The 26,485-nt window shown below is 72.2% G+C and carries 25 protein-coding genes and 2 pseudogenes; 12 read left to right on the top strand and 15 right to left on the bottom strand.

All coding sequences use genetic code 11. The annotated features are described in order from the left end of the window. Positions 1–41 precede the first annotated feature (41 nt). The 3 genes from OG390_RS26660 to OG390_RS26670 all read right to left on the bottom strand — a co-directional run bounded on the left by OG390_RS26660 (position 42) and on the right by OG390_RS26670 (position 4,011). Positions 42–1,976, bottom strand: coding sequence for an FUSC family protein (locus OG390_RS26660; RefSeq protein WP_406171695.1), 1,935 nt, complete (start codon positions 1,974–1,976; stop codon positions 42–44). Positions 1,977–2,014: 38 nt separating this feature from the next. Beyond that, on the bottom strand, positions 2,015–3,022 hold the full coding sequence (locus tag OG390_RS26665; RefSeq protein WP_406171697.1) for an endonuclease/exonuclease/phosphatase family protein: 1,008 nt from the start codon (positions 3,020–3,022) through the stop codon (positions 2,015–2,017). Positions 3,023–3,228: 206 nt separating this feature from the next. Then, positions 3,229–4,011, bottom strand: a complete 783-nt coding sequence (locus tag OG390_RS26670) for an alpha/beta fold hydrolase (RefSeq protein ID WP_406177866.1) — start codon at positions 4,009–4,011, stop codon at positions 3,229–3,231. A 95-nt stretch (positions 4,012–4,106) separates the two neighbouring features. Between OG390_RS26670 and OG390_RS26675 the strand changes: the two genes are divergently transcribed. Next, positions 4,107–5,522, top strand: coding sequence for a PLP-dependent aminotransferase family protein (locus OG390_RS26675; RefSeq protein ID WP_406177868.1), 1,416 nt, complete (start codon positions 4,107–4,109; stop codon positions 5,520–5,522). Here the strand turns inward: OG390_RS26675 and OG390_RS26680 are convergent. Next, on the bottom strand, positions 5,437–6,336 hold the full coding sequence (locus tag OG390_RS26680) for a hypothetical protein (protein ID WP_406171699.1): 900 nt from the start codon (positions 6,334–6,336) through the stop codon (positions 5,437–5,439). The two genes, OG390_RS26675 and OG390_RS26680, sit on opposite strands and share 86 nt — an antisense overlap. A gap of 216 nt (positions 6,337–6,552) precedes the next feature. Here OG390_RS26680 and OG390_RS26685 point away from each other — a divergent pair, with 216 nt between their 5' ends. Next, positions 6,553–6,858, top strand: a complete 306-nt coding sequence (locus OG390_RS26685) for a hypothetical protein (RefSeq protein WP_406171701.1) — start codon at positions 6,553–6,555, stop codon at positions 6,856–6,858. Between the two features lie 58 nt (positions 6,859–6,916). Here the strand turns inward: OG390_RS26685 and OG390_RS26690 are convergent, their stop codons facing one another. Further along, a complete protein-coding gene (locus OG390_RS26690; RefSeq protein WP_406171703.1) occupies positions 6,917–7,372 on the bottom strand; it encodes a hypothetical protein in 456 nt (151 codons plus the stop codon). 105 nt (positions 7,373–7,477) lie between these two features. On the opposite strand from OG390_RS26690, the gene OG390_RS26695 reads away from it, so the two are divergent. The 3 genes from OG390_RS26695 (at position 7,478) to OG390_RS26705 (ending at position 10,859) form a co-directional block, all read left to right on the top strand. Then, positions 7,478–8,119 (top strand): NAD(P)-dependent oxidoreductase, encoded by a 642-nt coding sequence (locus tag OG390_RS26695; RefSeq protein ID WP_406171705.1) that lies wholly within the window; start codon positions 7,478–7,480, stop codon positions 8,117–8,119. A gap of 58 nt (positions 8,120–8,177) precedes the next feature. Further along, entirely contained in the window at positions 8,178–9,344 is a 1,167-nt protein-coding gene (locus OG390_RS26700) for a PP2C family protein-serine/threonine phosphatase (RefSeq protein ID WP_406171707.1), read from the top strand. Positions 9,345–9,644: 300 nt separating this feature from the next. Continuing rightward, entirely contained in the window at positions 9,645–10,859 is a 1,215-nt protein-coding gene (locus OG390_RS26705; protein ID WP_406171709.1) for a hypothetical protein, read from the top strand. Positions 10,860–10,862: 3 nt separating this feature from the next. Here OG390_RS26705 and OG390_RS26710 read toward each other — a convergent pair whose 3' ends face one another. After that, positions 10,863–12,107 (bottom strand): amidohydrolase, encoded by a 1,245-nt coding sequence (locus tag OG390_RS26710; protein WP_406171711.1) that lies wholly within the window; start codon positions 12,105–12,107, stop codon positions 10,863–10,865. Between the two features lie 496 nt (positions 12,108–12,603). Between OG390_RS26710 and OG390_RS26715 the strand changes: the two genes are divergently transcribed. Next, positions 12,604–13,947: a helix-turn-helix domain-containing protein gene (locus tag OG390_RS26715; protein WP_406171712.1), complete on the top strand. Its 1,344-nt coding sequence runs from the start codon at positions 12,604–12,606 to the stop codon at positions 13,945–13,947. A gap of 157 nt (positions 13,948–14,104) precedes the next feature. After that, on the top strand, positions 14,105–14,452 hold the full coding sequence (locus tag OG390_RS26720; protein WP_406171714.1) for a hypothetical protein: 348 nt from the start codon (positions 14,105–14,107) through the stop codon (positions 14,450–14,452). Here the strand turns inward: OG390_RS26720 and OG390_RS26725 are convergent. Then, the gene (locus tag OG390_RS26725; protein WP_406171716.1) at positions 14,433–15,047 is read right to left on the bottom strand and encodes a TIGR03086 family metal-binding protein; all 615 of its coding nucleotides are present in this window, start codon (positions 15,045–15,047) and stop codon (positions 14,433–14,435) included. The two genes, OG390_RS26720 and OG390_RS26725, sit on opposite strands and share 20 nt — an antisense overlap. 90 nt (positions 15,048–15,137) lie before the next feature. On the opposite strand from OG390_RS26725, the gene OG390_RS26730 reads away from it, so the two are divergent. Further along, the gene (locus OG390_RS26730) at positions 15,138–15,950 is read left to right on the top strand and encodes a DUF6597 domain-containing transcriptional factor (RefSeq protein ID WP_406171718.1); all 813 of its coding nucleotides are present in this window, start codon (positions 15,138–15,140) and stop codon (positions 15,948–15,950) included. 102 nt (positions 15,951–16,052) lie between these two features. Here OG390_RS26730 and OG390_RS26735 read toward each other — a convergent pair. The 7 genes and pseudogenes from OG390_RS26735 to OG390_RS26765 form a co-directional block, all read right to left on the bottom strand. Continuing rightward, positions 16,053–17,890: pseudogene (locus OG390_RS26735) on the bottom strand (alkyl/aryl-sulfatase). A 61-nt stretch (positions 17,891–17,951) separates the two neighbouring features. Further along, entirely contained in the window at positions 17,952–18,173 is a 222-nt protein-coding gene (locus OG390_RS26740) for a hypothetical protein (RefSeq protein ID WP_081218430.1), read from the bottom strand. An 84-nt stretch (positions 18,174–18,257) separates the two neighbouring features. Beyond that, on the bottom strand, positions 18,258–19,976 hold the full coding sequence (locus OG390_RS26745) for a transglycosylase domain-containing protein (RefSeq protein WP_406171720.1): 1,719 nt from the start codon (positions 19,974–19,976) through the stop codon (positions 18,258–18,260). Next, positions 19,973–20,710, bottom strand: a complete 738-nt coding sequence (locus OG390_RS26750) for a hypothetical protein (RefSeq protein ID WP_406171722.1) — start codon at positions 20,708–20,710, stop codon at positions 19,973–19,975. Before OG390_RS26750 ends, OG390_RS26745 begins: the two co-directional genes overlap by 4 nt. Continuing rightward, on the bottom strand, positions 20,707–21,270 hold the full coding sequence (locus tag OG390_RS26755) for a SigE family RNA polymerase sigma factor (protein WP_406177870.1): 564 nt from the start codon (positions 21,268–21,270) through the stop codon (positions 20,707–20,709). Before OG390_RS26755 ends, OG390_RS26750 begins: the two co-directional genes overlap by 4 nt. Positions 21,271–21,389: 119 nt before the next feature. Continuing rightward, positions 21,390–21,986, bottom strand: coding sequence for a hypothetical protein (locus OG390_RS26760; RefSeq protein WP_406171724.1), 597 nt, complete (start codon positions 21,984–21,986; stop codon positions 21,390–21,392). Positions 21,987–22,116: 130 nt separating this feature from the next. Then, positions 22,117–23,097, bottom strand: a complete 981-nt coding sequence (locus OG390_RS26765; protein ID WP_406171726.1) for a L,D-transpeptidase — start codon at positions 23,095–23,097, stop codon at positions 22,117–22,119. 111 nt (positions 23,098–23,208) lie between these two features. Here OG390_RS26765 and OG390_RS26770 point away from each other — a divergent pair, with 111 nt between their 5' ends. The 3 genes from OG390_RS26770 to OG390_RS26780 all read left to right on the top strand — a co-directional run bounded on the left by OG390_RS26770 (position 23,209) and on the right by OG390_RS26780 (position 24,962). Next, positions 23,209–23,730: a SigE family RNA polymerase sigma factor gene (locus tag OG390_RS26770; RefSeq protein ID WP_406171728.1), complete on the top strand. Its 522-nt coding sequence runs from the start codon at positions 23,209–23,211 to the stop codon at positions 23,728–23,730. After that, positions 23,720–24,442, top strand: coding sequence for a L,D-transpeptidase (locus OG390_RS26775; protein ID WP_406171730.1), 723 nt, complete (start codon positions 23,720–23,722; stop codon positions 24,440–24,442). Before OG390_RS26770 ends, OG390_RS26775 begins: the two co-directional genes overlap by 11 nt. Before the next feature lie 241 nt (positions 24,443–24,683). Further along, entirely contained in the window at positions 24,684–24,962 is a 279-nt protein-coding gene (locus tag OG390_RS26780) for a ribosomal protein L7/L12 (protein WP_406171732.1), read from the top strand. 132 nt (positions 24,963–25,094) lie between these two features. Here the strand turns inward: OG390_RS26780 and OG390_RS26785 are convergent, their stop codons facing one another. Continuing rightward, the gene (locus OG390_RS26785; RefSeq protein WP_406171733.1) at positions 25,095–25,883 is read right to left on the bottom strand and encodes a hypothetical protein; all 789 of its coding nucleotides are present in this window, start codon (positions 25,881–25,883) and stop codon (positions 25,095–25,097) included. Positions 25,884–26,035: 152 nt separating this feature from the next. Between OG390_RS26785 and OG390_RS26790 the strand changes: the two are divergent. After that, a pseudogene (locus OG390_RS26790) lies at positions 26,036–26,373 on the top strand (MerR family transcriptional regulator). The last annotated feature ends 112 nt before the right edge of the window (positions 26,374–26,485 follow it).

Consider the following 26,485-nt stretch of genomic DNA (forward strand, 5'->3'; position numbering starts at 1 on the left):
CGGGGCGGACGTTCTCTGGCAGCGGTGGGGCGAACGTCCCGTCAGTGCGGTGACGCGATCGACCGCGCCGCCGCGACCTCCTGGCGGAGCGGTTCGAGCACGGAGCCCGAGGGCCCCGTGAGATCCGTACGGACGGCGACGAGCACGTCGGTCTCGCGCAGCCCCTCGGACAACTCCTGCAGCTGGAGGACGACGTGGGCGACCTCGGCGGCGGACGGCTCGGGCGCGCCCTCTTTGACACGGACCCGGGCCGCGGTCGTGGCGTCCACCATCCGTTCGACGGCGACGACGAGCGGCGACCAGGCGGCCGCGCGGCGCCCGATCGGCGGCGGTTCGGTCAGGGCGCGCTGGAACTCCGCACGGATGGCGGAGAGGTCGCGGTAGAGCCGTCGTCGTGCGCGGGCGCGGGCGGCGGGATCGATGCCGGCCCCGAACGCCAGCTCCACATAGCCGGCCGTGTCCGCGACCGCGTCCGCGAGCCGCTCGCCGACCCGGGTGTGCCAGCTCTCCGGCCACAGCAGGTACCCGGCGACGAGCGCGATCGCGCACCCCATCAGGGAGTCGACCAGGCGGGGGACGAGGAGAGCCGTGCCCTGGTGGTTGAGGATGTCGGAGAGGAGGAGGATCACCGGGGTGATGGCGGCGGTCTGGTAGCCGTAGCCGCGCGGGGTGAACGCCGGGATGAGCGGCCCGAGGACGAGCAGGACGGGCACGTCCCACCAGCCGCGCGGTACGACGGTGAGGACCGCGGCCGCGACGACGAGCCCGGCCACCGTGCCCAGCGCGCGCAGCAGCGCCCGGGAGAACACCGAACCGAAGTCGGGCTTCATCACGAAGGTGATGGTGAGCGTGACCCAGTACGAGCGCGGCACCGGGATGATCGAGACCAGCACCTGGGCGAGGCCGATGCACAGGGCGAGGCGCAGCCCGTAGCGCCAGGAGGCGCCGGACAGCAGGACGTTGCGGGCGGCGCGCACGGCGCGGACACGGAGGGCGGCGGGCCGACCGAGGCGGTCGTCGACAGGTTGGGCGTCCGGCGACCGGGCGGTCACGACGTCGGCGGCGTGGCGCAGGGCGTGGTCGACGGCGCGCGCGGTCTCGTTGGACGGGGCGGGCAGCCGGAGTCCTATCGGTCCGGCGTAGCCGGTCTCCACGGCCTCGGCGAGATGGCGTACGGCGGCGGGGATCTCGGCGGGCAGCGGCTTGCCGTACTGGTGGGCGGCGGGGGCGGCCTCGACGACGGGCGTGACGGCGTTCAACTGCGCCAGCAGCCGGACGAGGTCGGGGCTGCGGCCGTGGCGGAAGGCGCGCCGGGCGAGGACGACATCGTACGACTGGTTGAGGGACTGGGTGACGGTGACGCGGAGGTCGTCGTAGGCGTCGGTCCCGCTCGCGGCGAGCAGGTCCGCGACCGTGCGGTACGTGCTCGCGACGGCGGCCCGCTCCGGCACCCCCGACCGCAACGGCCAGGCGAGCAGCGCCAGAGCGAGGACGAGGAGCCCGCCGCCGGACATCAGCAGCGGTGCCAGCCACCACTCGCCCGGCAGCGGAAGTCCGGCGCCGATCGAGCAGTTCAGGAGCAGCAGCAGTCCGGACACGGACGCCACGGCGCCGATCGACGAGATCATCCCGGAGACCAGCGCGACCCCGGTGACGGCGGCGACGGCGAGCCAGCCGTGCCCGAACACGAGCGAGCCGATCGTGACGCCGACAGCGCCGAAGAGCTGGGGCACGGCGATGTTGAGGATCCGCAGACGGTAGGCGTCCGCGGTGTCGCCGATGACCCCGGACAGGGCGCCCATGGAGGCGAGGGCGCCGTAGACCGGCTGTCCCGCGGCGAGTCCGATGGCGAGCGGGAGGGCCAGGGCGATCGCGGCGCGGGCGACGGCGGCCCAGTTGACGGACGCCTGCTCCGGTTGGAGGTTCCTGACCAGCCAGTCGGGAGGGGTGAGGCCGATGGGGAACTCTCGGGACATGGACCAAGTATGACGGCCGTGCCGGGCCGCCCCCGGGGTCATCGGCGCTGGTGGAGGGTGAGATCGACGACGAGCGCGCGGTGGTCGGTACCGGTGATGCGCGGGAACGTCGCCTTGTTCGCCGAGAAGTCCTCGGAGACGAGCACATGGTCGATCTGCGCGCCGAGCGTCGGGGTGGTCCTCGCGGGCCAGCTCGGGGTGCGGGGGTCTCCGGCGAGCCGGGCGCTGTCGCGCAGGCCGGTGTCGAGGACGCGGCGGAACGCGGCGTGGTCCTGGGAGGCGTTGAAGTCCCCGGCCATGATGGTCGGACCGCTGCCGTGGGCCGCGTAGTCGCGCAGCTCGCCGAGCTCGCGCCGCCAGACGCCGAGCTGGCCGGGGAGCGGGGGCATGGGGTGCGCGAGCTGCAGCCGTACGTCGTGCCCGCGCACGTCGGCGACGGCTCCGGGCATGCCCATGGTCCCGCGAACGCCGTCGGCCCCGGTGAGCGGGAACCGGCTGATGATGACGGCCCCGTCGGATCCGGCCCCCTCGACGGCCTCCCGGTAGGGATAGACCCCGTCGGTTCCCCCGAAGGCGTCCCGCAACGCCCGCGAACACCCGTACTCGCACTCCTCCACGAACAGGATGTCGGGCTTCTCCCGCCGCACCACCGGAATCAGTGCGCCGGTCCCCCGCCCGAACTCCACGTTCGAGGTCATCACCCGCAGTTCGGCGAGCGGAGCCCCACCGGGTTCGCTGGTCTTCCCGTACGGCTCGATGAACCATGCGACGATCCCCAGCAACAGCACCGCCCACACCATCCCGATCCGCCACCGCGCGAGCAGCGCGAGCAGCAGCGCGAGCCCGGTGGGGGCCAGCAGCCACGGCAGAAACGCCAGCAACTGCGGCACGGGCGTGATCCCGTCACTGTCGGCCGCCCGGCAGCCGATGACCACGCTCACCCCGGCCAGCAACAACCCCGCCGCCCAGGCCCCGGCCACCCGTCCGGCCCGGCGCTCGTCGACCGGTCTCTCCGAGCCCGTCCACTCGGCCGCCGCAGTGTCCAAGTCCCGGCCTTCCGCTCGTTCGTGAGGGGTGCCCGAATCCTCCCTCAAAGACGGGGCGTTGCGGTGGAGGGTTGCCCTTTGGCGGTCACCCGGGTCGGCTCCCGGCCGCGCCGGGTCGGTTGCGAAGCTGCGACGGGCTCGGATTCGGAGCTGCTGCGGGTCGGATTCCGAGCTGCTGCGGGGTCGGTTTCGAGCAGTGGCGCGGCTCAGTTCTCGATCCGTGCCAGGAAGACCGCCAGCACCTCGTTGAACTCCTTTGCCCGTTCCAGGTTCGGCATGTGCGCCGCCGAATCGATCACGTGGAGCGTGGAGTCGGGGAGCGCCGCGTGCATCGCCTGCGCGTCGGAGACCGGGGTGTACTCGTCGTCGGCGCCCACGACGACCAGGGCCGGGACGGTGACCTGGGTCAGCAGTTCGCGGTAGTCGGGGCGTTCGGCCCGGCCCCGCAGGGCGGCTGCCGCTCCCTCGGGGGGCGTCGAGGTCATCATGCGCTGCACATGGGCCGCGACCCGCGCGTCGGCGTACGGCGCGACCATCTTGTGCAGCACCTCGTCGGCGTACTCGCGCATTCCCTCGCGCAGGAGTCGGTCCGCCATGTCGTTCCGTGTCTTCTTGCCCTCGGGTGTCTCAGCGGCCGGGAAGGTGTCGGCGAGGACCAGTCCGCGGATCCGTTCCGGGAACTGCCGGTAGCACTCCATGGCGATCTGTCCGCCCATGGAGAGCCCGGCCAGGACGAACTCCGCCACCCCCAGCTCGTCGAGCAGCGCGGCGATGTCCTCGGCGAAGGTGGAGAGCGGAGTGAGCCCGGGGACCACAGGGGACGCGCCGTAACCGCGCAGGTCCGGGGCGATGACGCGGCGCACCGCCGAGAACGCGGCGATCTGCGGAGCCCACATGGTGTGGTCGAAAGGGTGGCCGTGGATCAGGACGAGGGGCGGCGCCGTCGAGTCGGCGCCGCCCTGGTCCTCGTACGCGAGGAAGGGTGCCATGGCCACGACCCTAGGCACGCCCAACTCCTCGGTGCAATAAGATCTTTGCCCTCGGTGCAATCCTGCTCCGGGGCGCGGAACAGGGGGTTCACGTGGTGGAGGACTACCGGCGGATCGCCGACCGGATCGCCGACGACATCGCCGCCGGGCGGCTCAAGCCCGGTGAACGGCTGCCTCCGCAACGGGTGTTCGCACGGCGGCGCGGGATCGCCGGATCGACTGCCGGGCGGGTGTACGCCGAGCTGGTGCGGCGCGGGCTGGTCGTCGGCGAGGTCGGGCGCGGCACGTTCGTCCGGGCCGCGCCGCCCGCCTCGGGCCACGCGCTCGCCGAACCGGCGACCACGTCGCCGATCAACCTGGAGCTCAACTACCCCTCCGTGCCGGGGCAGTCGGAGCTTCTCGCCCCCGGCCTCGCGCCGCTGCTGCGCCCCGATGTCCTCACGGAGTCCCTGCGCACCGCTCCCGCCACCGGCACGGCCGCCGCCCGCGAGGCTGCCGCCGCCCTGCTCGCCACCCCGGGCTGGCACCCCGCCCCGTCCCGGCTGGCCTTCGCGGGCAACGCCCGTCAGGCGATCGCGGCCGCGCTCGCCTCACTCGTCCGGCCCGGCGGCCGCGTCGGCATCGAGGCCCTGACGTATCCCCTGGTCAAGGAGATCGCGACGCGCCTGGGCAGCACCCTCGTCCCGCTGCCCATGGACGAGGAGGGGCTCCGCCCGGAGGCGGTCGCGGCCGCCCACCGCTCGGCACCGCTCTCCGCCGTGTACGTCCAGCCGACCCTGCACAATCCGACGTCGGTGACGACGAGTGAGCGGCGCAGGCGCCAACTGGCCGCCGTGGTCACGGACTTGGATCTTCCTGTCGTCGAGGATCGCATCTGGTCCTTCCTCCACGAGGGGCACCTCGACCCGCTCGGCGCGTACGCCCCCGAGCGCACGTATGTCGTCGACGGTCTCTCCAAGCGCGTCGCACCGGGCCTGACGGTGGGTTTCCTCGTCGCCCCCAAGGGGCGGGTGGAGCAGGTGGCGGCGGCCCTGCGCTCGGGTGCGTGGACCGCGAGCCGGTTCGCGCTGGAGGCGGCGGTGCGCTGGATCGCCGACGGCACGGTGGACCACCTGGTCCGCGCCAAGCGGGCGGATGCGGCGCGTCGGCAGGCGCTCGTCGCCGAACACCTGGCCGGCTTCTCCGTACGGGCCGACCCTTGCGCGTATTACGCCTGGTGGGAGCTGCCGTACGCCTGGCGAGCCGACGTCTTCGCGGCGGCGGCGGCGGACCGGGGGATAGCGATCACTCCGGGTTCGGCTTTCGCCGTTGGGGGTGCTTACCGGCGCTTGCCGGGTGCCGCGCTCTCGGGGACGGGGGCTGCCCCTGGCAGCACGCACGCCCAGAGCCACGAGGGCCTGCTGGACACCCGTGCCCAGGACTGCGTCAGGCTCGGACTCGCGTCGACTCCTCCGCAGGAACTTGCCGGCGCGCTGCGGACGCTCGCCGGTATCGCGCGTACGCGCTCGTGAGCAGGGCGCCCAGGGCCACGGCGAGGCCCAGCGCCAGCAGCCCCCAGGAGACGAGCCGCAGCGTGTCCGTGAGCGCGTCGTACACCGCGCCCGCGGCCGTGCGCGACACGTCGGGCGGCAGATCGGCGAGGGTGAGCCGGCGCCCCAGGGCGATCCCGGCGCCGAGCAGCGCGGCGCCCGACGCGGTGCCGAGCCCGGTCGCGAACACCGCCCGGCGACGGCCCACCGCCAGAAGTACGCCCGCGAGGGCGAACACCACCGCCGCGACCGGCAGCCAGACTGCGGCGACTTCGAGCACGTGGAACCCCTTTTGGAGCTGGGCCAGATCCTCGGCTTCGAGCACGGTGATCTCGGTGTGCTCGACGGGGATCCGGTCCGCCAACGGCATGTGGTCATCAGCGAGTTGACGCTTCACCTGCTCGGTGACCGGCGCGAGGTCGACGGTCACCGCCTCGTCGCGGTCCTCGCGCAGCGCCCGCATCACGGCGTCGTGCGCGGCCATGTTCGCGGCCTGCCATGCCGTGCGGTACGCCTCGGTCTCGGTGAACGAACGCACCGCGTCCCGCACGAAGTGGTCCACCGGCCCCTGCAGCCGCGGCCGTACGTGGACTTCGCGCAGGATCCCGTCCGTCACGCCGGCCGCGATCGCGTCGCGTACATCGGCGTCCGCGGCGAGCGGCGCCATCGTGGCCTCGTACCGCACGGGGTCGCCGAGCCCGTACATCGCCCAGGTCGACAGCGCGCCGAGCGGCGCGAGCAGGCAGGCGAGCACGATCAGCACGGCCGACAGAGCGCTCCGGAGACCTTGGGACACTTCACCAGGCAAGGCGTCCGGGCCGCCTCGCGCGAGCGGTTCGGCTGCAAATGGGCGCATACGACAAGCCGAACGGGGCTCGCGGGTCACTCCCCCGGGTCCCGGCCGCAGTTCGGCCGTTGCCGGGCCCGGCACCCCGGTCCTCACGGGCCGGGAGGCTCTCCGGTGGAGCCTTCACCCGAACGGGTGTTTCCTGGTTCTGGGAGAAGGAGGCCGATGAGGCACCACTTCGGCCCTGCGGACCCTGGCCGCGGCCCCGTCGGCCGTCGGCAGGCTCCGACCGGGCAGCCGCGAGAGGGGAACCACTCGGGGTGGAACGACAACTCCAACAGGAACGACTCCGGCTGGAGCGACGACTCCGACCGGAACGACTCGTCCGGGTACGGCGACCTCTGTGACGACCCCGGCCGGAGTTCCTCCGGCTCGGGAACCTGGAGCTTCAGCGTCTTCGGCTCGTTCGGCCGGGGCCTGAACGGCTCCTCCTCGGACTCCTGGGACTGGGTCCCAGGTGGCAGTAGGTGAGTGAGGGAGACGCACGAGACCCCGGCAGCCTGCCGGGGCCTCGTGCGCCGTGTGCCGCTCAGCGCGGATCGGGGTGCCCCTCGGCGTCCTCGTGCGTGTAGTAGCGGTAGAAGGTCACCGCGAACACGCCCGCCGCGACGCCCAGTGCCATGAACGTGGACCGCAGGACGGTCTCGCCGGTCTGGCTGTACAGGAACCCGAACGTGATGCCCGCGAACGCGGTCCACAGCACCGCGTGCAGTTCGCGCTTCAGCAGCGGTGCCAACTTGCGGACGCCGATGTAGAGAGCCGCGAACGCGATGGCGCACACGAAGCCGAACAGGACGTTCCAGCCCGTGATCGGGCCGCCGCTGCGGTTGATGGCCGCGGCCCAGAAGCCGTAGACGAGCCCGCCGCCGACGGGGAACGCCCAGTTGGCCATGGTGTGATAGCGCTCGTCGAAGACATCGGGTGTGCTGGGTGTCGGTGTCCGAGGTGCCTTCGGGGCGGATGACGCCGGTGCCGCATGAGCCATGGGAGCACTCCTCTCTCCTCGCCCCCCGCCTTCCAGAGCACACCCCGCCGGGGCGCCTGGCAAGTCGGGATGCGGCGGCTTTGGCCCCGTGTTTCGCTGAGTCCCATGAAGCTCGTTCTCTTCGGCGCCACCGGCATGGTCGGGACCCGTATCGCCACGGAGGCGTCGGCGCGCGGATGCCAGGTCATCGCGGTGAGCCGGTCCGGGCAGTCGCCGATCCCCGGGGTCACGGCGGCGGCGGCGGACGCCTCCGACCCGGCGAAGGTGGCCGCGCTGGCGTCGGGCGCGGACGCGGTGGCCTCGGCGTGTGTGCCGCCGAGAGACGGTTCGGACCCGCGCGAGCCCTTCCTGGCCCTCAACAGGGCGCTGGTCGAGGGCGTACGGCAGGCCGGAGTGCGGCGGCTCATGGTCGTCGGCGGTGCGGGCAGCCTGGAGATCGCGCCCGGCCAGGCGCTGGCCGACCAGCCCGGCTTCCCCGAGGCCTATCTCCCGGAGGCCCTCGCCCACCGCGACGTCCTCGCCTTCTACCGCGCCCTCGACGACGAGGATCTGGACTGGACCTACGTCTCGCCCGCCGCCGAGATCCGCCCCGGTGAACGTACGGGCACGTTCCGTATCGGCGGCGACCGGATGCTCACCGACGACCACGGCAACAGCCGGATCAGCGCCGAGGACTACGCGATCGCCTTCGTCGACGAGCTGGAGAAGGACGCCCACCCGCGCGCCCGGATGTCGGTCGCGTACTGATGCCGCCCGCGACGCGCGTCGCGGGCTGACGAGGACGAGAACGAGGTGGTACGGCGAGGTGGGCGGCCGGAGATCCGTACACGACCGACCGCCGCATGTGCGGCGGGCGGACGCCGCCCAGCGGCAGAAACTGCTGCGGGTGCGCGGCCGCAGTGTCGCGTGGCTGCCACCGCTGCTGCTGCTCGTAGCCATCGCGGTGCTCGACTGGAACACCTCGGGCCAGTTCCGGATCATCTCCTGGATCGTGCTGGTGCCCGGTATCGCGGCGGCGATCTGCGGGGTGTGGGGCACGGCGGTGCTCGCGGTTCTCTCGCTTGCTGCCTACTTCATCGTGGACACGTCCTGGCCGCACCAGTACCAGACGGGTCTTCCCGACTTCATCCTCGTCGCCCTCGGCGGCATCCTCGCCGTCCTCGCCTGCGCCGTCCGGGTCCGCGGCGAGCAGCGCATGCTGCACATGCGGGACGTCGCCGAGACCACCCGGCGCACCGTGCTGCGCCCGCTGGCGCCGGGCTGGGGCGATCTGGACCACGGGGCGGTGTACCTCTCCGCCGACAGCGAGGCCCGCGTCGGCGGGGATTTCTACGACATCCAGCCGGGCCTGTACGGCACACGTGTCCTGCTCGGCGACGTCCAGGGCAAGGGGCTCGCGGCGGTGGAGGCGGCGGCCGCGCTGCTCGGCACGTTCCGTGAGGCGGCGTACCACGAACCCCTCCTGCACACGGTCGCCGACCGCCTGGAGACCGGGATGATGCGGCACGTCCGCTACTCCACCGCGCTCGGCCGGGGCGACAGCGACCGCTTCGCCACCGGGATCCTGATCGGCTTTCCGAAAGCGACCCCGGACGCCCCGGACACCATCGAGGTCGTCAACTTCGGCCACGAGCCACCGCTCGTGGTCGCCCCCCACGGCGTGCGGTCGCTGCCGCCCGGCGACGGACTGCCGCTCGGGCTCAGCGAGTTGACGCACAGCCCGCCGCCCGTTCTCAGCGTCGCGCTGGCCCGCGGCGAGACGCTGCTGCTGGTCACCGACGGCGTGACGGAGGCCCGTGACGCAGGCGGCGTCTTCTTCCCGCTCCGCGACACCCTCGCCGAGGCCCTGGCGCAGGACCCGCGCACCGCCGACCCGCAGCTGCTCGTGCGCTTCGTCCGCGACGGCACGCTGCGGCACAGCGGTGGCCATTTGGCGGACGACACGACGATTTTCGCCGTACGACGCCGGTAGCTCCGGGGGCGGCGCGTCGTCGGCGGTCGTTCGTACTCCGGCCTCGGCGGTCGTTCGAACTGCGGCCTCGGCGGTCGTTCGTACTCCGGCCTCGGCGGTCGTTCGTGCTCCGGCCTCGGCGGTCGTTCGAACTGCGGCCTCGGCGGTCGTTCGTGCTCCGGCCTCGGCGGTCGTTCGTGCTCCGGCCTCGGCGGTCGTTCGTGCTCCGGCCCGGCGAACGTTTGCACTCCTGCCGTCCCCCCTTTGCAGGCGCAGCGGTTACGGTGTGCTGCCGTACGTGATCGATGGGGGAGGGAACCTATGCCCGGAACCGTGCTGCTCCTCGCGGCCTCGCCGGTGGGCAAGGGGTGTCTGGTGGACGCGGCGTCCGTGCTCCCCGTGCTGGCGGCGGTGTCGCCCGCGGTGCTGTCGGGCACCGACACCGCCAACGTCGTGGAACTGGCCGACCCGCTGGAGCCGCAGGCGGTCCTCACCCGGCTGCGCGCGGCGGCGACGGCCCCCGGCCCGCTGACGGTGTTCGTGACCGGGCAGCTCCAACTGGACCGCCGTCAGCACCTGCCCCACCTGGCCCTCGCCCGCACCACCCCGGCGACGGTCCGCTACACCGCCTTCCCGTGGCACTGGATCACCGAGGAGCTCCGCCTGCGCCCACCGGGCACGACCACCCTCTTCGCCGACCTGCACGCCGACGCGGAGACCTGGGACCACCTCGTCGCCCGCCCGCTCACCGCGGGCCCGTCCGCCGCGCTGTACGGCCGGGTCGCGCCGCCTCCGCCGCGCCGCACGGTGGCGTCACCGATGTACATGCGAGCCGTCGCCACGATTCTCCGCAGCGGTTACCGTCCGCCGTTGTCGCACCTGCACCAGCAGGCGCTGACACGCGTGTTGGGCGAGGGCGCGCGTACGGACCTGGTGCTGGCGCCGGGGGCGCCCCCGATGGCGGCCCTGCTGGTGACCGCCCCGTCGGTCGCCGCCTCGCCGGTGGCCGCCTCGCCAGTGTCCGTCCCGCTGGTGGTGGGACCGCCGGTGGTGGCACCGCCGGTGGCGGCGTCGCCGCCACTTCCGGCGCAGCCGCCCGCGGCCCCCGCGGACCCGCACGAGACCATCTCCGCCGCCGTCCAGGCGGGCCGGCACGGTGAGGCCGACGCGCTGGCCGGACAGCGGGAGCAGGAGGCGCTGCGGATGTACGGACCCGCCTCCGAGACGGTGCTGCACTGGATGGAGGTCCGGGCGGACCTGGCGATGTTCGCGGGAGACGCCGAGCGCAGTTGCCGTACCTGGCTGGCGATCGCGGGCGCTCGCCTGAACGCGGGGCAGGCCCCCGACTCCCCGGCCGTGGAGTCGGCCGTGGACCGGGCCCACCACCAGTGGGGCCGTCTCGACGACGCGGCGCGCGCCCGTGAACTGGGGCCCGCGCTGGCCGACTTGAGGCTGCGCGTGCCCGGGCGCAGGCGGGGCGCGCTGGACCACGTCCAGCAGCAGCTGCGCCGGCTGCAGCCCCAGACGCAGGCCTGAGGGTCACCCCGGCGACAGCGAGGTGAGCGCTCCCGACACCAGGGTCCGCACGCCCGGCGCGACCGTCGACAGATCGGGGGCGAAGTGCGGGCTGTGGTTGCTGGGCACGGCCGCGAGCTTCTCCATGATGTCGCCGCCACCGGGAGCCGCGTTCCACACATCCGCCGGAGTGCTCGTCACGAACCAGTAGGAGTACGGCAGTCCACCCTCCGCGAGCCGGGGGAAGTCCTCGCTGCCCATCGCCGGACCGGGGTCGAGGATGGTCCCGGCGCCGAAGACCTCGCGGTGCACGGCGGCGATGCGGCGGTCGGTGTCGGGGTCGTTGACGGTCATCGGGAAGCTGCTGCCGACGGTGACGTCGGGCTCGCGCGGGCAACCGGCCGCCAGGCACTCGCCGGCCGCGATGCGCCGGATCGCCGCGATCATCCGCTGCCGCACGTCCTCCGACTGCGTACGGAGGTTGAGGGCGAGGTGGGCCTCGGACGGAATGATGTTGTGCCGGGTGCCCGCCTCGATCCTGCCCACGGTCAGCACCGCCGACTCGCGCGCCGCGATCTCCCGGCTGACGACCGTCTGCAGCCGGGTCACGAGGTAGGCCGCCGTCACCACGGGGTCGACGGTCGCCTCGGGCCGCGAACCGTGCCCGCCCCGCCCGTGCACGACGATGTCGATGTCGGTGGAGGCGGACATGATCAGGCCGGGCGAGTGGGCGTACAGTCCCGCCGGGCCGGGCGCCACGTGCTGGGCGAGCAGCACGTCGGGGCGCGGGAAGCGCTCGTACAGCCCGTCCGCGAGCATCCGTGCCGCGCCTTCCCCCGTCTCCTCGGCGGGCTGCCCGACCACGACCAGCGTGCCGGACCAGGTGTCGCGCCCCGCCGCGAGCGCGTCGGCGGCGCCGGTGAGCCAGGTGACGTGCAGGTCGTGACCGCAGGCGTGCATGACTCCGGCGGTCTCGGAGGCGTACGACAGCCCGGTCTCCTCGGTGACGGGCAGCGCGTCCATGTCGGCGCGCAGGAGCACGGTGGGCCCGTCCCCGTTCCGCAGGACCCCCACGACGCCCGTACCGCCCACGCCGTCGAAGGTCTCGTACCCCGCCTTCCGCAGCCGCTCCGCGAACGCGGCCGCCGTGCGGTGTTCCCGCAGCGACAGCTCGGGATGCCGGTGCAGATCCCGGTAGAAGTCCTCCAGAGCGGGGACCGCGAGGTCGGCGGTGAGGTCCAGCGCGGTGCGGGCGGCGGCAGAGGTCACGGGGTCAGGGTATGCGGGGAGAGCCGGAAGCGGCCGCCGGCGGAGGGGGGATTCTGCCGACGGCCGCCGACGGGGAGATCGAGGCGTGGCGGTTCCCGGCTGCGGGGCACCTCGGTGAACGCCGCCGCGCGGGGAAGCCACTGACCCCGACCGTCGGACTCGGGCCCGGTACGAGGGGCGGATCAGCGGGTGGCCGTGGATCCGCCGATGTACTGGGCCTGCGGGGCGGGGTGCTGCTCCGCCGCCCTCGCCGGGCCCGCGTTCGCCGCCGTGACCAGCGCTGCCACGGCGATCACGGCCGCACTGAACCCTCTGAAGTAGCGCGCGTAAATACGTCGGAGCACAGCGACCTCGCAACAACAGCGGCGTATTAAGCATGCTTAACCTGTCGCTTAACGTAGAGGCTTTCGGCATCAAAGGGCAAGAGGTACAAGGGGAGTTGGATATTGTTCAGGAGCCGACTGAATGTAAGTCGACTCAATGGCATGCTTAATCCATGGCGGAGCGTGACGGCCCGGAGATCATCGGGCGCAGGGTGCAACAGCTGCGTACGGAACGTGGGTTGACGCAGAAGCAGTTGGCGGAGCCCGCGTACACGCCCGCGTACATCTCCACGCTGGAGGCGGGGCGGGTACGGGCCTCCGAACCCGCGCTGCGGCACATCGCCGAGCGGCTCGGGGTCGCCTACGACGAGCTCGCCACCGGGCGGCCCGCCCATCTCGCCACCGACCTGCGGCTGCGGCTGACCGACGCGCAGCGCACGCTCGCCACCGGGGAGGCCGAGGTCGCGGCGGAGCAGTACACCGGGCTGCTCGCGGAGGCGGACGCGCACGGGCTGCTCGCCGAACAGGCAGTCGCGCTGCTGGGGCTCGGCGAATGCGCCCTGGAGACCGGCGACCTGAGCACGGCGCGTGAGCGCTTCGAGGAGTCCGAGCGCAGGATGGGGGACGCGCCGCTGCCGCAACGCGTGCCCGCCGTGCGCGGACGCGCCGTCTCCCACTATCTCGCCGGTGAACTCCGTTACGCCTGCTACCTGTTCGAGTCCACGCTGGACGAGCTCAACCGGACGGGACTGCACGATCCGGACGCGCTGCTGCTGCTCTACACCGGGGTCATCGCGCCCTACATGGACATGGGCGCGCATGCCCGGGCCGCCCAGGCGGCCGAGTTCGCGCTGGCCCTCGCGCCGCAGGTCGGCGACCCCGCGCTGGTGGCCCGGATGCACCGTTCGGTGGCCCGGACGATGATCGCCGAGGGGCGGATCGCCGAGGCCGACGTGTCCCTGGCCAAGGCCGCCGAGCTCTACCGTCAGCTCCAGATCCGTACGGAACTCGCCAACTGCCACTGGATGCGCGGTTACTTGTACGTCCAGAACGGTGAACTGGAGCGTGCCGAGGCGGAGTTGCGCGAGGCACAGGCCATGCTCTCCGCCAAGCGCGCCGCCCTCTACACCAGCCAGGTCGCCGTGGAGCTTGCGGATGTGCTGCACCGGCGCGGGAAGTCCGACGAAGCCGCCTCGTTGCTGCACGAGGTGCTCGGGGACCTCAGCCCCGAGCGCGGGGCCGTGCACTCGGCCGGGGCGCACCGCCTCCTCGGGATCATCGCGGAGGACGCCCGGGACACGGAGGCGGCCGAGGAGCACTACGTGCGCGCGATGAGCCTGCTGGAGCGGGCCGGAGCGGCCGGGGACCTGGCCGACCTGTGCCGGCTGCTCGGGGATCTGCTGCGGCGTACCGGCCGGGTCGAGGCGGCGCTCGACGCCTACCGCACCGGACTCGGACACCGCACCGCGCCCGGCACCACGACCCTCGGCCCGGCTCCGGCACAGCCTCCCCTCTAGTGCCCCGGCAGGCAACGTTTGCCCGTCAAGGAGCGGCGTCCGGTGCGGCGAGAGGGCGTGCCGGGCGTCGCGACGGGGCGAACGTCGCCTGCTGGGGCACTAGGTCCTGTCGTCGAACTCCCGTCGTCCACCGGGAGGGCGGGCGGAGCGGCGTCCGGTGCGTGCTCTCGGTGTGCCGGGTGCAGGCCCTCGTACTGGATGTACTCGGGTCCGTGCCCGGTGCGACGAGTGGGAGTCCGCCCCTGCGGGCTCACGACTGCACGGTGCCGCAGAGGGGGCCTTCCGCGACATCGCCGACGTCATCGGTCGGCACCTGAACCTGCCGGTCACGGGCGTTTCGGGTGAGGAGGCGGAGGCCGACCTCGGCTGGCTCGGCGCCTTCGCGGGGCTCGACGCCCCCGCGTCGAGCACCCTGACCCGGACGTGGCTGGGCCGGCACCCCGTGCAGCCCGGGCTCATCGCGGACCTCGAAGAGGGCCTCTACTTCAACGGCTCGAAGAGCTGAACCCCGGCTCACGGCCGAGGAAGGCAACGAGGCGGTCCACGGCGGGGGCGTTCTCGTCGACGGGGACGATCTCGCCGAACGGCATGTTCTCGCCCCGGTACTGCGGGGGCAGGGTGGCCTTCGCCCGGTTCAGGGTCTGGGCCCCCTCCTCCTCGGTGAAGGGGACCGGCCGGCCGGTGGCGACCGCCAGGTCCCAGCCGTGGGTCAGGTACTCCATGAGCGTCATGTTGAACACCGTCTCGGCGGGCAGCTTGCGGCTGCCGGTCACGGCGACCTCGCGGTCGAAGCCGTAGCGCTCCCAGCCGGCGACGAGACCGGCCGCCGCGGCGCGGAACTCGGCGGCGGGGTCGGCCCCGCACTTGTACTGCCCGGGATCACCGTCGTACGACCGGCCGTGGCAGGCGGACTCGAACAGCAGGAGCCAGCCGACGAGGTGGTCGACCAGGGTCTGGACGTCGTAGTCGTGGCAGGGCGTCGGGAGGCTCAGCCGGTCCGCGCCGACGCCCTCGACGAGGTCGCCGGTCTTGGCCAGGACGCCCGCGAGAAGACCGACTCTGTCCACGGGTGGATCGACGGGGGAATCGTCTCTTTCCATGGCCGAAGTGTAGGAACGCGCGCGGCCGCGGTCTTGAAGAAACCCGACACTTCGCTCTCGCCGCCTCGGTGCCCTCGCTATCTTGGTTGCGTGACTCGGCCGGCCGAACAGGATACCCGGGGCATCGTCGACCCCCGAGCCGGGTTCGAGCGCTTCACGCTGACCCGGCATGAGCCCTCGGCCGACCTGGCCTGGGCCGTGGACCGCTACTGGGTGGTCCGCTGGGAACTGCACGACGGGGACACCTACGAGCAGCGCGTGATCCCGCACCCCGCCACGCACCTGGTGTTCGAGGCGGGCGCCGCGACCGTCGAGGCGATTTCGCCGCATGAATTCGTACGGCGGCTGGAGGGCCGCGGCCAGGTCCTCGGCGTCAAGTTCCGGCCGGCCGGCTTCCGACCGTTTCTGCGGGGCGCGATGGCGGACATCGCGGGGCGGCGGCTCGCGGCGTCGGCCGTGTTCGGTGCCGGGGTGGACGGTGCCGCCCGTGTGCTGGGCGGGGCGGACGACGTGAACGGATGCACGGCCGTCGTGGAGGACTTCCTCCGCTCCTTCGGTACCCGGCCGCTGTCCAGGACCGCCGCCCTGAACGCCGTGGTCGACCTCGTCGTCGCCGACAAGTCCCTCACCCGGGTCGGTGATCTCGCCGAGCGGCTCGGCATGAACACGCGGACCCTGCAGCGGCTCTTCGCCGAGCATGTCGGGCTCAGCCCCAAGTGGGTCATCAACCGGTCCCGTATCCACGAGGTCGCGGACCTCGCCACCCGGCAGGAGTCCATCGACTGGGCGGCCCTCGCCGTCGAACTCGGCTACAGCGACCAGTCCCATCTGGTCCGCGATTTCACGGCGACGGTGGGCATTCCGCCGGGCCGGTACAGCAAGAGCTCGACCCCGGACGCCTGATGCGGCTCGGGCCAGGGGTTTTTCGCCCCCTCCGTGCTGGACGCCACCTCGGTGAAGAGGGTGAAGCAGCCGGAGAACCCGTACGAGAGGCGTTGGTTCGGGTTACGGCGTGACGACGGGGAAGGCCTTGTCCGGCTCGGAGGCGTACGAGAGCAGGCGGGCCAGGAGCTCTGTGTCGCCGTCCGTCTCGATGCCGGCGAGGCCCTGGCCCGAGAGCAGCCCGAGCAGCTCGGGCCGGGTGAGGATCAGCGTCAGACCCGCGTGCGGCTTGGGCGTGTGGTGGATCGGCATGCTGCGATGGGTGAGCGCCCCGTGGTGGAGATTGACCCGGTGGCGGCGCTGCTCGTCGATGACGACGAAGTCGAGCGTCAGGTGTTCGTTCCAGGCGCGCGGGCCGTCGATGCGGACGGCGAGCGAGTCGAGGAGCATGCTCACGGTCAGCGCGGACGTCATCCCGGAGCCGGAGGTGTCGATCTCGACGGCGGCCGGGCCCTCGCGCAGCTCCAGGGCGGCGGTGAGGTAGAAGTTGCGCCAGGTCCCGTTCTCGGAGCCGTGCCCGAGCCTGTCGTAGACGGTGGCGAGGGCTTCCTTGGCCGCGGTGTTGTCCGGATCGGCGAAGACCAGGTGGTTGAGCAGGGTCGCGGCGAAGCGGAGATCGCCGCCGTCGGCGTAGGCGCGGGCCTTGTCGAGCACCTGCTCGGCACCGCCGCCCAACTCCACGTACCGCCGGGCGAGTTCGACGGGCGGATGCTCCCAGAGGTGGGCGGGATTGCCGTCGTACCAGCCCAGGTACCGCTGGTAGACGGCCTTCACGTTATGACTCAAGGACCCGTAGTACCCCCGCGCATGCCAGGAGTTCTCCAGGGCGGGCGGCAGGCGCAGCTCCTCGGCGATCTCGGGGCCGGTGAGGCCGTTGTTGAGCAGGCGGAGGGTCTGGTCGCGCAGGTAGGCGTACAAATCCCGCTGCTCGCCCAGGAACCGGACGACGTTCTCGCGACCCCAGGTCGGCCAGTGATGCGACCCGAAGGCGACGTCGTACGCATCGCCGAAGATGTCCATCGTCTCGTCGAGGTACCGGGCCCAGACACGGGCGTCGCGGACGAGGGCGCCACGCAGGGTGAGCAGGTTGTGCAGGGTGTGGTTGGCGTTCTCGGCCACGCACAGGGCGCGCTGCTCGCGCAGCAGGAAGTTCATCTCGGCGGGCGCCTCGGTGCCCGGCGTCAGCTGGAAGACGAACCGCACCCCGTCGACGGTCTCCTCCTGCCCGGTACGGGTGATGTCCACGTTCGGCGCGACGAGCCCGGTGCTGCCGGTGGAGATCACGGTGCCGAGCCCGGTACCGATCTGACCGCGCGGCCCCTTGGGCAGCCGGGTCCCGTGCATGAAGTCGGCGCGCCGCAGCATCGCGTTCCCGGCGTAGACGTTCTCGCTGACCGCGTGCTCCAGGAACCCTTCGGGCGCGAGCACCGGCACCCCGCCCTCGCTCCCGTGCGGCAGCACCCCGCGCGAACCGCCGAAATGATCGACGTGCGAGTGCGTGTAGATCAGCCCGGTCACGGGCCGCTGCCCCCGGTGCTCCCGGTACAGGGAGAGGGCGGCCGAGGCGCACTCGGCGGAGATCAAGGGGTCGACGACCAGCACGCCCCGCTTGCCCTCGACGACGGTCATGTTCGAGAGATCGAGCCCCCGAACCTGATCACACCCTCGGTGACCTCGTACAACCCTTGCCGCGCACACAACCGCGCCTGCCGCCACAGACCGGGATGCGCGCTGTCCGGACAGTCGTCCCCCAGGAACGAGTACGCGTCCCCGTCATAGACGACCTGCCCCTCCGCGTCCCTGACCTCACCCGGCACCAACGCCGCGATGAACCCCCGATCGGCGTTCTCGAAGTCCGTGAGATCGTCGAAGGGAAGGTCATCACGCGCCGGGGCAGTCATGCGTCCAGCCTGTGTCGCGGGCTGGGGGGTGGCTAGCGGTGTGGGCCGTTCGGGGAGTGGGTCAGAGTCGGTCCATCCGGGTGTACGGGCTGAGGACGCGGACCTGGCGGGCGCCGAAGTCGACGAGCATCGCGATGCCCTCTTCGACACCGACGATCGTGCCCAGGCCGTACTGGTCGTGGGAGACGCGGTCTCCGAGGCTGAACTCCTTGGCCACGGGGACGACCGGGGCGGCGAAGGGGCTGGTGGGCAGGTGGCGCCGGGGCGCGGAGGGTTTCGTCATCGTGTAGCCAGTATGGGCCCTATTTTTTTGCGGGGGGTAGGGCCTTATGGTCTCGATCCCGCTCCGACTCGGGGTCCCCGGCCTTCAGCCGGTCCCCCGGGCCCTCGACGTCTGTGCGGGAACGGGGACCGTTCCCCAGGCCGGCGGCGCCAGCCGGTGGCGTACGTCCGCGGTGATGCGGGCGGCGAGACGGGAGGCGCCGGCGGGAAGCTGGGCCGTGCGGGGTGGGTGTTTGCCGTGTGCGGGGTGCTGGGCGAAGAGAGCGACGGTCACGGCGAGTCGCGGGTCGTACGTGGTCTGCCACAGGGTCCGGGTCCCCGCGCCCGCCGTGTACGTGGTCAGGGGGGACGGATCCGTGGCGTGCAGGACCTTGGTGATCGTTCCCGCACCGAACCGGTCCATCGCCGTTCGGGTGCGAGGGCGGGCCGTGAAGAGGGTGCGGCCCGCCCGGGTGATCTTCTGGACGGTGTAGGGCTGGGCGTAGGTGCCCCCGGCCGCCGCCGTGGCGTACGCGGCGGCCATGTCCAGGGGCGTGGGGGCCGTGCGGCGCGGCAGGGCCGTCAGGGGAGCGCCCAGTTTCGCCGCCGTGAAGGGCTCGAGTGCCGTGCCCGCCTCCACCGCTCCGTGCAGCGCGTCGTTGAAGGGCTGCCGGGCGTAGTCCGCGCCGCCGTACAGGACACGGACCGCGCCGTCGCCCGGCACCGACGCGACCACTGCCGTGTGCAGCCGGGTGCCCTTCTCGGCCGGCCTGTGCGGATCGACCGGCTCGTCACTCACCAGTTCCGCCGTCGCGTCCTGGGCCGTGAGGTCGAAGGTGGTGCGGACCGTGTAGCCGCCGCGAGCCAGCTCGTCCTGGGTGATGCCCAGCCGGTCGGCGGCCTCCGCCGCGGCCGCGTCGATCAGGTACTGGCGCTGGCCGTCCGTGTCCCCCGGCGGGTAGAAGCGGAACGCCGGGAAGCGGGCCGCGGTGCGCTGGGCGGGTGTGATGGCCCCGCTGTCGGCCATGGCGTCCAGCACCCACTCCCACCGGTCCGTCAGCTTCGTCGTCACCTTCGCGTCCGAGCCCGCCTTCTCGTAGTACGAGGGGATGTTGACGATGGCGGCCAGGGCGGCTCCCTGGCTGACCGTGAGGTCCTTCGCGTCCACGCCGAAGTAGTTGCGGGCTGCGGCCCGGATGCCCGCCGCGCCGCGGCCGAAGTACACCGTGTTCAGGTAGCCCTGCAGGATCTCGTCCTTCGACCGGGTGCGGTCCAGCTTGATGGCGATCAAGGCCTCCCGTGCCTTGCGGGACAGGGACTGCTCCGGGCTGAGCAGCGCGTTCTTCACGTACTGCTGAGTGATCGTGGAACCGCCCTGCCGGCCGCCGCCGCTCACCGTCGACCACGCCGCCCGGGCGATCGCACTCGGCGAGATCCCCGTGTCCGTACGGAAGGAGCGGTTCTCCGCGGCGATCACCGCCTCCTGTACATGCCGCGGCACCTGCGAGAGCGGGATCTCCTGACGGTCGACCGGGCCGCGCCGCCCCAGATAGTCCCCGTGGGTGTCCACGAAGACCGTGCTCTGCATCGCCGTCTCCGGGTGCGGCTCGGGGACCACCGTCAGCCTGTAGGCCACCACGGCCGCGCCGACGAGCGAGAGCAGCACGACGAGCAGGGCGATCAGCACACGGCGCAGGCGCCTGCCACGGGTGCGGCGGGCCCGGACACGGCGGGCCCGGAGGTAGCGGCCGAGGCGGGCCCGGGCGCGGCGCCGCAAGGTCGGGCGGCCGGCGCCTCGCGTGCCGGCGCTCCTCAGGGCCCTCACGGCGCGAACTCCTGGTTCGCGATCACCCCGCCCGCCGAGTCGTACACGGTGACTCTCTTGGTGACGCCGGTCACGCCGCTCACGGACGTCACGGAGTCCGGCACTTTCGTCCGCAGGTACCAGACGCCCCAGCCGGGCCTGCCCGCGAGCGTGAGCGCGGTGCCGTTGCCCTCGCCCGCGGTGGTCTCGACCTCGACGCGTGCCGGTTCGCCCCTGCCGTGGAAGATGCCCGAGAGGAAGTAACTGCCGTCCTGCCCCGACTCCTGGAGGCTGACGCCGGGCCTGCTCATGTCGAGGTTGCCGTCGGAGACACTGCGGAACTGGGCGCCGGGCGCCCCCGGCTCCAGCCAGTGCTTGCCGTCCTCGGTCAGCCAGATCTTGATGCCGGGCGCGACCTGCACCCGCTCGCCGGGCGTCACGACCCGCACCCTGCCCGCGGGCACCGAGGGCGAGGGGCTCGGGGTGCCGGCGCTCGCGGCGGGCGGCTTCACCCACTCGCCGGGCCCGGCGGCCGCGCCGTCGCGGAGCACTACTACGGCCAGCAGCACGACCAGTACCCCGCAGGCCGCCCCCAGCACGGCGGACCCGCGGCGCCGCCTGCGCCGGCGGCCCTCGCGCTCGATGGCGGCCAGCGGCACCGCGGAGGGCGTGACGTCGTACGCGGCCTCGGTGAACACCTCGCGCAGCCGATCGGCCTCGGCCGGGGGGCGCGGGGAACGGAACGGGTGGTTCATGGGCGGGCTCCGGAAACGGGGTGTCGGCCGTCGAACAAGGGGTGGGCGCGCAGGGCCTCCAGGCCGCGCCGGGCATGGGTCTTGACCGTGCCGACCGAGCAGCCGAGCAGCTGGGCTATCTCGGGCTCGCCCAGGTCCTCCCAGTAGCGCAGCACCATCACGGCACGCTGCCGCGCCGAAAGCGAGGCCAGCGCCTGGCCGAGGGCCGCCCGCTGCTCGACGGCCTCCGCGTGCCCGGGCTCGCGCTGGTGCACCCGCTCCGGCAGGAACGGCATCAGCAGATGCGCGACCCGTCTCTTGCGCACCCGGCTGAGGTTGTTGTTGACCAGCGAGCGGCGTACGTAGAAGTCGACGTCGTCGCGCGGGATGCGCCGCCAGCGTGCGTAGACCTTGGCCAGCGTGGTCTGGACGAGATCCTCCGCCTCGTGGAAGTCGCCGGTGAGCATGTGCGCGGTGCGCACGAGGCGCGGCCAGGCCGCGGTGGCGTACGCCGCGAAGTCACCGCTCTCGGCGGCGACCGGGGAGGCGTCAGCGGGAACTTCGCGCGGCTGCGCGGCGATTCGGGAGGCGTCGGTGGGGTTGTGCGGCACGGCCGGCGGTCCCTCGGGTCGGGTACGTGGGGGGTGGGGCGGTGCGGGGGAGCCGAGACCTGAACAACCCGACTCCCCCGCCCGCAGGATCAGTTCAGCTTCAGCTGGGCGTAGACCTTGCCCTGGGTGGTGCGGACGGTGACCTTCTCGACGTAGCCGAGCCCGCCCTTGTCATCGCTCGCCGGCACCTCGGCGGTGGCGTACCAGACGCCCCAGCCGGGCCTGCCCGCCAGCTCCAGCAGCTTGCCGCGCACGGCTGCGGACTTGGTCTCGACGGTGACGCGGGACGCGGTGCCCTTGCCGCCGTAGTAGAGGCCGGAGAGGAAGTAGTGGCCGGCCACGCCCTCCGACTGCATCGACACACCCGGCTGCGTCAGGTCGATGTTCCCGTCGACGACACTGCGGAACTGCGGCTCGGGATTCTCCGGCGTCGTCCAGTACTTGCCCTCCTTGGTGAGCCAGATCTCCGCGCCGCCAGGGACCTTCACGTGTTCGCCGGGAGCGACGATCCGAGCCGCAGGGGCCTTCTTGGCAGCGGCTTCGACGACCGCGGCCTTCGCCTCGGTGACCCGCTGATGTGTGCCGGACGCCGCCTTCCCCTGTGAGGCGGCGTACGACACCGCAGGCGCCCCGACCAGTGCGACGGCGACCGCGGTGGCGGCCACGTACTTCTGTATCCGTGTCATGAACGGACAACTCCTCGCGTTGCAGCGATGTGCGATGTACGAATCGGACTGGAGGGCGCCTCTCCACTCCTCCAAACTCCGGTCACCCGCGCCCCGGATGACACCGGGGCCGAAATTTCTCGCGCGGAGTTCACGAGAGCGCGCTTCCTGCCCGCCACTGCTCCCAGCTCAGGTTCCAGTCGCCGTATCCATTGCCCACGGCCACCGGGTCCGTGGAGCCGACGACCGTGACGACGTCGCCCGGGATGACCTCGTCGTAGAAGCTCTTCGCCGTGCCGTCGGTGGCGAGTCCGATGCACCCGTGGGTGACGTTCCGGTGACCCGCGTAGGTGTTGGCCTTCGGGTTCTGGTGGAGGTAGGTGCCCGAAGAGGTGAGGTGCACGGCGTAGGAGTAATAGCCGGCGTACGCGTCGCCGTAGCCGACCGTCCGCGAGTTCATGAAGACCTTGGTCGCCTTGTCGGAGACGACCATCGTGCCGTTCCAGGTGTCCATGCCCGGGGCGCCGGCGGTGATCGGAACGCGGTGCGTCGAACCGGCCTTCTCAACCGTCATGGAGTGTGTACGCACATCGACTTCGGCGACGAGGGAGCGGCCCACCGTGAAATGGCGAGTGATCCCGGCACCGGCCCGGACGGTGACCACCGTGCCCGGCTTCCAGTACGTGCGCGGCCGGAAGTCGACGCGCTGCCCGTCCAGCAGATTGCGGTCCTTGATCCAGCTCCAGGAGCCCTCGACGTCCGCGGTGACCTTCAACTGCCGTTCCACGTCCGCCCGTTCGGCGGCAGGTATGACGTGGTCGAACGTCACGGATATGGGCATGCCGACGCCCACGGTCTGCCCGTCGGCGATGTTGACGCGGGCTCCCTTCAGGGACTTGAGCGGCGTGGACGTGGGCTTCGGCGTCGGATTGACCGTGGTGGTGACGGCCGGCTTCGCGCCCGCGCCCGTCCCGGCGCCCGTGCCTCCGCTCCCGTCCGCCAGGGCCCGTGCCGAGCAGCCCGCCAGCGCGAACGCGCACACCGCCGCCGCGCCCCAGGCCCGCCCGAGCCGACGCCGCCTGCCTCTCCCGATCCCCCAACTGCCCGTACTCCCCGTGCCGCCCGTGGTCATCGCGCTCCCCCTGTGGTGTGTTTCGATGTGCGACGTACGGGACCTGTACGCCCGGCAGGGACGGCCGGGTTGCATCGGGCCGCGGAAATTCCGGAAACTCCGGCGGGGGGCATGACCGAGGAAGAGTTCGACGCGTTCTACGCCGCCGCGTTCCCCCGGCTGACCGGCCAGCTCTACGCCTTCACCGGGGACCACGGCGAGGCACAGGACGTCGTCCAGGAGGCGTTCGTACGCGCCTGGGACCGGCGGCGGGAGTTCCTCGCCGACGGGGCTCCCGAGGCGTGGATACGGACCGTGGCGATGCGGCTCGCGGTGAGCCGCTGGCGCCGTGCGCGCCGCTGGCTCGAGCTCGTACGGCGCACTCCGCCGCCCGAGCACACCCCGGGCCCCGACCTCGAGCGCACCGCCCTGGTCGCCGCGCTGCGCACGCTGCCCGAGCCGCAGCGGATGGCGCTGGTCCTGCACCATCTGTGCGACCTGAGTGTCGAGCAGGTAGCCTCCGAAACCGGTGCCCCCGTGGGCACGGTCAAGGCCCGCCTGTCCCGCGGCCGGGCGGCGCTGGCACGGGTGCTGTCCGCGGACTCGGCGGACCCGGCCGGCAAGGGGGAGAGGGAGGACGACCGTGTCCGATGAACTCACCTCGGAACTACGGGAGTTGGCGGCCGAAGGGGAGATGCTCCCGGCGCTGTCGGGTGCGGAGATCCGCGGCCGGGCGCTGCGCCGCCGACGCCGCCGCCGTACGACGCTGGCCGTGGCCGGCGGCTTTGCCGCGGCGGGGCTGGCCCTCGCGCTCGTCCTGAACCTCGGCGGCGGCACGGATCAGCGCCCGGCCCCGGCCGCGAGCCCCACCGGCACGCCCAGCCTCCCGGCGGTACCGGACGCCACGGTCGACCTGTCCCGGCGGGTGATCTCGGTGGCGGGTCGCGAACTGCCGCTCTCCTCCGGCTCCGAGTGGACGCCCACGGGGACGGGCCGGATGACGGTCACCGCCAAGGAGTCCGTCAAAGTGATGCCGGGCAGCGTGGCCGGCATCAAGGGCGACTACCACCTCAAGGTCCCCTGGGTGATCGAATTCAGCGCCTCGGACGGGACGGCGAACTACATCGCCGGCCTCACCTACGACGAGAAGGCCCCCGGCGACTACGACCGCACGACCGGCTGGATCGGCCTGCGCCAGGCCGACGCGAAGTGGCTGTACGGGCAGTTGAGCCCGGGCTCGGTGATCGACGTCGAGGGGACGGCCCCCACGGACACCCCGACAGCGAGGTCGACTTCCACGCCACCCACCGCTCTGCCGGGTGCGGGTGCGGGTGCGGGTGCGGGATCGGGCACGTCGGGCGGCTAGTGCGCTGCGCCAGAAGTTCGTCGGTGGATTCGCGCCTTGCCCGGCCGGGTTGGTTGTCCGCCCATCCAGCCCCGGCCTGCGAGTATTCGGCCAAGTCGGCGGCAGTGGGGCACCAAGAACTAACGACGAATTAGTGGCGCAGGACACTAGGGGGTCGCGGCGTCGAGGGTGAACGAAGCGCGCTGCCGGGCCTGTTGCGCCGCATCGGTTCCCGCGGCGGCGGGTCCTAGGATCACGGACCATGGAAATAACGGGTCTCTTCGTCCTCGCCACGCTCATGATCGCGAGCTTCGCGGGGCTGGAAAGCAAGCTGGGCCGCACCGACCGCAGAATCGCGCGTGTCGAGCACAAACTCGACCTGATCCTCGACCACCTCGGCCTCCACCAGGACGACCCGCACCTTCCCCAGGTCGCCACCCTCCTTCGCGACGGCAAGAAGATCCAGGCCATCAAGGCGTACCGCGAGGCCACGGGGGCCGACCTCAGGGAGGCCAAGGAGGCGGTCGAGCGGATGGGGTGAGCGGGCGCGCCCCAAAGACTGCGCACTTCCCCGCGCCACTGAAAAGGGGCGCGGGGAACTGCGCGACGAGCCCCCACGCACCCGCAGCCGAAAGGCCGGTAAGGGACGGACAGGGGCGGAGGGGGCGAAAACTCAGCCCTGTGTGGGCGGGGGCGTCTTGCCCGCCAGGACGTCCTTCAGGCGGGTGGCGCCCGCTTGGGCGGCCTGTTGGGTGGAGGCATCGTCGGCGCCGTTGAGGCCGCCGTTGCTGAAGGACAGGGCGCTGTCGCCGACCCGTACGGCAGCGAAGTCCAGGGTCAAGGTGGAGGGATCACCGTCCAGTTCACCGTTCATGGTGATCTGCAGCCCCTGGCGGGCGTCGCCCACGTTGGGCAGCGACATCGAGATGACCTGGACGGTCTGCTTCCCGCCCTTGTTGTCGACGGCGGTGAACTGATCGCACTTGTCCGGCAGCGTCTTCAGCCACGACAGCTTCGCGTCCACGTCGGACTGCGTGTACCCGGCGACCAGGTAGTGCATCTGCCCGTCGTTGTCGCTGTCGTCGAACCCGGTGACGGCCTGCCCTCCCTTCGGGTCGCCGAGCAGGTCCTCGGCGTACAGACCATCGAGCAGTTTCTGGCAGTCGACGGCGTTCTGCTTGTCCGTGACGAAGGCCTCCGTGTCGACCTTGCTCTTGAGCAGCGTGTCGTGCCAGGTCGCCGTGCCCTGCGTCTCGGTCCACTCGGACCCCAGGTCGGTGTTGGTGATCAGCGCGGCCATGGCCTGGGCCTCGGTGAGCGCGGTGGGCGAGTCCTTGGCCGCGGGGGACGCCGGGACATCCGTACGACCGGAATCAACACTGTCGCCTCTCGAACACGCGGCCGTCGACAGCAGCATGCCCGCGGTCAGGGCGGACGCGAGGAGACAGGACGGACGGTTCATGGCGAAGGCCTCCCGAGGACGCGGTGTGTCCTCCCACGCCACCACCCGGGAGGGCCGCCCACCAGCGCACGGGGCCGTCCGGGTGAGCCCGGCTCCGCCCCGTCGACGGACACCCTTGGGGCGCCTTCCGTGGATCTGTCAGAGTGCAGGTGATGCACCTGACCCAGGGAACGTCAGCGAGTGCCACCGAGCGCTTCGAAGACGACGACTACCCCGCGTACACGATGGGCCGCGCCGCGAGATGATCGGTGCCACCCCCGTGTTCCTGCGCGCCGTCGGCGAGGCGGGCCTGATCACGCCGCTGCGGTCCGGTGGCGGCCACCGCCGCTACTCCCGCAGTCAGCTGCGCGTCGCCGCCCGCGCTCGCGACCTGGTCGACCAGGGCACGTCGGTGGAGGCTGCCTGCCGCATCGGCACCCTGGAGGACCGCCTCGACGAGGCCCTGCGGCTCAACGCGGAACTGCGCCGGAGGGCGACGCAGGACGCCTGAACCCTGGCGCTCACCCGCCTGCGGCACCGTCTCCGGCCGGCCTGAATATCTGTTTCGGCCGATGCAGAAAATGGCTCGGGGCGTCGTCAGATTTTTATATTCCCCGTAGTGG

The organism is Streptomyces sp. NBC_00996 (assembly GCF_045162675.1).
Taxonomy (GTDB): Bacteria; Actinomycetota; Actinomycetes; order Streptomycetales; family Streptomycetaceae; genus Streptomyces.